General features: G+C 36.1%; 2 protein-coding genes and 1 other RNA gene. All 3 read left to right on the top strand.

Going from position 1 to position 6,796, the window contains the following annotated elements; translation table 11 throughout:
• The first annotated feature begins 499 nt into the window (after positions 1-499).
• Positions 500-866: RNase P RNA component class A (gene rnpB / locus HCUR_RS02620), an RNA gene on the top strand.
• A 209-nt stretch (positions 867-1,075) separates the two neighbouring features.
• The gene (locus HCUR_RS02615; RefSeq protein ID WP_104206616.1) at positions 1,076-3,310 is read left to right on the top strand and encodes a hypothetical protein; all 2,235 of its coding nucleotides are present in this window, start codon (positions 1,076-1,078) and stop codon (positions 3,308-3,310) included.
• Positions 3,311-3,431: 121 nt separating this feature from the next.
• Positions 3,432-6,167 carry a hypothetical protein gene (locus HCUR_RS02610; protein WP_104206615.1) on the top strand — a complete coding sequence of 912 codons (2,736 nt, stop codon included), beginning with the start codon at positions 3,432-3,434 and terminating at the stop codon, positions 6,165-6,167.
• Positions 6,168-6,796: the final 629 nt, after the last annotated feature.

The following is a 6,796-nucleotide window of genomic DNA, read 5'->3' as shown; positions in this document are numbered from 1 at the left end:
CCTTCAGTTAAAGACTTTTATTGATGTGTTAAATCACTTGGATAGGCTATTCTTTCTCCTTCTCCATATCTTTAATCCATTTATCTTGAATTGTTCAGACAAGTTTTAAGATACATCTGCTAGAGAGTATTATCTTATAATCAACGAGTTATGCAATAACTCTGACCGTCTATAAGAATTTTTCCACAACTGGTGACGAATTCAAGCGTTGCATATATCATAATCTTTAACCACATCCACAATAATACAGTCAGAGTTTCGCTTCAAATTAAAGCATAATTATCAAATTAAGAGGAAATCAAATCGCGCTCAAAGCGTTTCCATTAATAAAAAATGATGGCATAAAAGAAATTTCAAATATAAAGAGTAATGAAAATTGGTTTGTTGAGAATATTTAAAAAAAATTTAATGTTTGTAAAATTTTTTCAAAAAATTTTTATGCTAAATCCTTACTAAAGTCTCTATTGAACTTTATGTAATTTTTTAATAACATAAAGATTCGGAAAGATGGGCGAGCGCTGTAACACTGTGTGTTAAAGAGGAAAGTCCGGGCTCCAATAAAACACAACGCCGAGTAACACTCGGCCAGGGTAACTTGAGGGAAAGTGCCACAGAAAAAATACCGCCTTTTTTTAAAGGTAAGGGTGAAATGGTGCGGTAAAAGCGCACCGCGTTAGGAGTAATTCTATACGGCAAGGTAAACCCCGTTGGGAGCAAGGCCAAATAGAAGTGACAAGAGTATATACATGCTCGCGTAATGTTTTTGAGCGTCGTCACTTGGGTAGGCTGCTAAAGTACTTTAGTAATAAAGTTACATAGAGAAATGATCGCCAAGACAGAACCCGGCTTATAGTCTTTCCGTTTTTTTACACAAGTCATTATAGATTAAATGCGAAACAATATTCTGAAAGTGTGTAGAAAAAAATGATACCTTTTTTCTGTAGTAATTCTCAATACTAGATGAATATCCAGGAGTTTTGGACAAATTCAAACTCCCTGCTTGTGACCCAAGACTCTTGAAAAAAAAAAATATGTCTTTAATAATGAATAAGTATAATTTTTTTAAGGTATACAAATGAAAAATTTGAAATTAAGCACTGTGTTACTTTTTTGTGCGGCACTTTTTTCTTCTGAGGAGGCAATACAAGCGGGTAACAAGAAACAAAAGTCAGTTTCTAACCAAGAGCAAGACTCCCTTTCTGAGCAGAATCAAAGAAAAGAATCATTACACCATTCACTGCTTACGCCAATAATGCTGGGTGCTTTATGGAGTTTAAAAGATTCATCCAGTATGGAACATATAATAAGCACCCTTAGTCACACTCAATATCGTTTCCTTGAACACCTGCTAGGCGTTCCGAGATTTGAAGAGATTTATAATAAGTACAATATTCCAAAGCCAGCCTTGATCAACATAATACAGTATTCAATTCCGTTCTCGTTTTTTCGGATTAGTAGCGCAGTTAAAAATCTAAGCGAAGGTACAGCTCTGCTTCAGATTTCAACTTTTTCAGATGTTCTTTCTGTGCCGTTTTCGGATTTGGATAAAAAATTTTCAAATTTGTCACTTAAAGAGAGGGACATGCTTTCAGTATTTTCTTCTGAGAACGTATATACGCTTTTAACAACGCAATCTCTTGAAAGACTAAAAGTGATTCTACAGTTTGACCTTCGAAAAGTCTCAGATAAACACGTGGAATACCTCATGACACAGGATCGTAAAATTCTTGAATTCTTTTTTAAACATGGTCGTGAAGTATTTCATAAGCTCTCAGATAAACACATAGAATACCTCATGAGAGAGGATCGTGAAATTCTTGCATTCTTTTTAAAATATGGTCGTGAAGTATTTCATAAGCTCTCACATACAACGCTCCTGAACTTTCGAGGAAAACCGCTTTCCAGAATTAAATATATTGTAGACCTTTGCATCAGGTTTGATCCTTCATACTTTTCAGATGAACAATTTTCCCGTCTCTTATCCAGCGATAGTATCGAAATTCAAAAAAAGTTAGACAAATTAGAACAGTCCGAAGATTTTAGGCCTACAGAGGTTCTAAAAATTTTAAAGCTTAGTTGTGCCCCAAAGCTTCTCCGACATGTTATTGTCTCTGATGAAATCCCTGGTCCTGTAAGCCCTGTTTGGGAGGGTTCCTATGATGAAATGCTTAGTTCTGAGCAACATGTTTTGACGCCGATCTCTGATGAAATACTTAGTTCTGACTTTTTTTCGGTGACTTCCTCTGATGAAATGCTTAGTTCTGACTCTTCGGAAAGTTTCTCTGATGAAATGCTTAGTTATGAAGAGCTTCGTGCTAACAACGATGGTTTAGAGCACGTGTCTACCCTTCTCAAGGCTAGAGTTCCTGAAAGTTATGGTTTCAAGCCTACGTCTATCCCTCCCAAGCCTAGAGTTCCTAAAATTTGCAAGCTTAGTGCTGACAACCATGGTTTAGAGCCTATATCTATCCCTCCCAAGCCTGGAGTTCCTGAAATTCGTAAACTATTACATTTTTTCTCCGAGAAGCTTGAAAGGATTCTGACATTTCAAGCTTCTACGCAATTATTTACGGATCTTATAAAATTTGAACAACTTCCGGATGACTTTATGAGCAAGCTTTTCCCACGGTATAGAGGCGATTTTGAGCAGAATCTTAAGAATCGGTCAATCAGTAGTGAAGAGACCAGAAAGAGGTCCTTCAAGGGACTGTTACCTCATTCCATACGAAGAACTTTACATGGGTTTTGTGAGCCACTTGAAAAAATAATGATATTTGGATCTACTAAACAAAAATTTCTACAGCTTTCGATTCCTGAGATCAGGAAGGTTAACCAGATTCCGTCTGCACAGTTTGAAAAGCTGCTTGATCTTAACCCCGAAAGTTTTCAAATATTTCGACACTTTAATCCTTCCTCAGTTCAACACCTTACGCCCAAGCATTGGGACATGCTTTTAGATCTTGAGCCTGAGAAGCTTAAAAAATTACGACACCTTACCCCTGGGCAAGTTTTCCAACTTTTAAAAATTAATAGCTTGGCTATAATAGAACTTCTAGCGTTGGAGACACATCAAATTCATCGGTTAACGCTTAATGAGGAACATATTAAAGAATTAGAAGCTTGGAACAATACTTTTCAAGCATTTAAACCTCCTCTAAATTCAAGGAGGGAACTTACAAATGAAGAGTTTGCACAGATACAAAAGCAGATTAATTGTACAGAAAGCTTTGTCCGGAAGGCTCAGCAATTAGCTCAATCCCTTAGTTGTAGTTACTCCAAAAAAGATCCCTCTAAAGAGCAATTCGAATAAGCATATTGAATAGTTCAGGAGTGTTGGCCAGATCCGCACCCCCGAGCTTATGACCTCAGACGCTTGACAAGAGATCAGTTTAGATCTATTCTGAAAAAGTAAACTTATTGTTAATAGCGTTATGCAAAAAATAAAATCTCTTACTATTTTTTTGGCAATTTTTACTTTGGAATATTTTGTTTGGGCAGGTAATGAAAAACAGAATTTAGTTTCTAAGGACACTCAAGAACATGATCAGCACAATCAAGATCAATTGATGCAGCAAGCTCTAGTTCCTGTTATGTTATCTACCCCTATTCTGGAAAAATTGACGCAGCGTGGATTTTCGAAGGATACAATAAATGCAATGCAATATTTTCCAAATAATTTGGTTGAAAAAATCCTGAATCTTTCAGATTCAGGTCTTCCAATTGTTTACCTCGAACGATCTATTCCAAGGCTTTCTTTGCTTCCCGATACACAAATTATTCAATTTTTAGAAGGTCCAAAAGTGTTGGTGCCGCACGTTCTTCAGCTTACACTTTCCGATCCTAGAAAGGATATTCAAAGCTTTTATCCTGACACAGTACAGAGAGAGTGGAGCAGGATCCAAAAAGAGTGGAGCGAGAAAAATACACAAGCTATACTTTTTCCTTTGCAAGCAAAAAGAATTATAAGGCTTTTGTATCCAGAGATATACAATATTATTCAGCTTGGACCTATAGAACTTAAGAATTTTAGGCAGCTTCCACCTTATCGGCGTCAAGAGCTTTTAAAGGGTGTTCTTCCAAAAGTTAAAAATGTTTTACGGCTTTCCCCTTTGAAAATTAAAACCCTTACAGATGAAGAATTTACAACGCTTTTGAACCAATTTACGGCTGAAAAAATTGAAAAGTTGTCTCACCTTACGCCTTCACAAGTTGCGATCTTGAAAGAGCTTGACTTGTACAGAATACTTAAAGTTTTAAATTGTTCCCGTACAGAGATTAACCATATTCTACAACTGAATCCTAAGCAGCTTGAGCGCTTTTTGCAGAGAGACGCAGATGAGATGAGGCGTATCCTCGATTTATCCCGCCATAACCTCTCTTATATACAAGCTTCTTATATAACACAGCTTTTGGAGTACCAGTCTTTTCAGATTTTCACATTGTCACACTTTGGTCAAAGTAAGTTTTTAGCTCTTCTAAACCGTTCTTCTGATCCTTGGTCCCTAATTGAAGAGCTTCCGGGACGTCGGAAAGAGCCTCTACGCGAGGAGTATGACATTAAGAAGTTTTCAAAAATTTTACAGTTTGATCTTTCACAGCTTTCCGATGATCAATTTAACACTCTTTTATTGACGGATGCGATAGATAAGTTAGCACAGCTTACACCTAAACAGAGTATGGAAATTTTAAGTTTTCACTTTTTTAACGCCGGAAAAGTACTCAAGCTTATGCCTGAGGAAATAGAGCAGCTTCTAGAACTTCCGTACCACAGAATTAAAGAACTTATACAAAAAAAAACTAAAATCATTAAACAGATTTTACAGTTTGATCTTTTACAGTTTTCGAATGAGGAATTTAAAGATCTTTTACAGCTTACCCCGGAAAAAATAGGTGAGTTAACACACCACATTCCTCTGAAGCTCAAAAATCCGGAACAGCTTCCTCAGAATACAGTACTTTCAGATCAACAAAAGCAAGAGCTTATACAGAATTCTTATCCCAAAGTTGACAAAGTTTTACAAGGTGATTTGATAGGGATTGAAAAATTTCTTCAACTCTCTCCTTCTCAGCGTCAACAAATTTCGGAGTGTACTTCTGAGAAAATACAAAAGATTTTGTCGTTTGACCATTTGCACGTGACGCAGTGTACGTCTAAACAGTTTGAAACTCTGTTAACGCTTGAACTTGAAAAGTTGGAAATGTTACGCCAGCTCACGCCTTCACAAGCTGAAAATCTTTGGGTACTGAGATGTGAGGAAATTCAGAAAATTCTAAAATTTTCACTTCAAGAGTTTCACCAAATTTTAAATTTTGATCTTAAAAAGCGTTCGGATAGAAAATTTAACAATCTTTTGTTATGTACGCTTCAGGAGAGGGAAAAATTACAACAGTTTTCACCTTCACAAATTGTTCAAATTCTAGGGCTTGATGATCCAGAAGATTATAGCACAAGACCTAAGCTTAAGATTCGGAACTTTATAAATCTTTCTCCTTGTCAGATTGAAAAAATTAAACAGTTTCAGCCTGCACAGTTTAAAAAAATACTCAATATTAATCCCGAAAGTTTTCAACGCATTAAAGATTTTGATCTTTTAAAGATTGAACACTTTGTACGCCTTACACCTGCGAAGATCGAAAAGTTACAACAGCTTACCGATGATCAGAGGACCCGCCTTTTAGAAATTAGTAGTGATGGCTATGGTGCAAAAAAACTCTTGAAGTTTGATCTTAGTGATATTTCCCGTATATTAATGCTAGATCTTGGATACATTAGAGAATTTGCACAGTGGAGCAGGACTTTTCAAAAGTTTCATGTCCTTCCAAAAGAAGACATTCTAAAACTTTTAAATTGGACACATGAATGGGACGAATGTGCTTTTCCCCTTCCAAAAAAATTTCTCAAAAAGGTTGGGCAATTTAAGCAACAGATAACTCAAGACTTCGCAGAGTGGAGCAGTACTTTTAAAACGTTTAATGTCCTTGAAAAGAAAGAAACTCTAAAACTTTCAGAGTGGGAGAATGAATTGAAAAAGTATCATTTTCCCTTTTCAGAACATCTTTTAAAAAAGGTTGAGGAACTCAAGCAACAAATAACAACAGTGGTTCCACAGGATTCACAAAGTACCTTTACCTCCAAGAAAGATCCCTCTAAAGAGCAATTCGAATAAGTATCCTTAACATTCCAGGGGTGCTGGCCAGATCTGCACCCCTCGCTTATACCCTACTGAGATTGCCAAGACAGGAGTTTATATTTATTCTGAAAAAGTAAACTTATTATTAATAGCATTATGAGAAAAAGAAAATTTTTATTATTTTATTTAACAATCTTTACTTTACAACCTTTTATTTGGACTATTGGTAGTCTGAAGGAGAAAAAAGATTCATCCTCTCAGAAAAACGAAAATCAACTTGTTTTACAGACTATTAAACGTCCAGAGGTACTGGAAAGTTTTGGGTTTTCAGAGCCTATAATCATCGTTTGGTTGAAAACATGTTAGGTCTTTCGGGAATAGAATCTCTGATGGCGGGGATACCTCAACATTATAAGCATTCTATTCCAGAACATATCTCTATGAAGATAGCAAAATTTATGCATACTCCTACTAATCTTATCTTGAAAAATAAATTCCCAGACTTTTAGGGCAACCTAAATCTTCTATACTCCCACTTTTAAGGTATACATCACAATGGATGCATCTAGTTCTAAATCTTACACGTGATAAACTTAAAAATGCTCAAGACGCTTCCATTACGCAGAAAAAAGAATTCAACGACGTTCCCCATGAGACGACACTTT

It is taken from the genome of Holospora curviuscula (assembly GCF_002930195.1).
GTDB classification, from domain to species: Bacteria; Pseudomonadota; Alphaproteobacteria; order Holosporales; family Holosporaceae; genus Holospora; species Holospora curviuscula.
The sequence above is the reverse complement of the archived record's forward strand: the minus strand, read 5'-3'. Positions and strand labels throughout refer to the sequence as shown.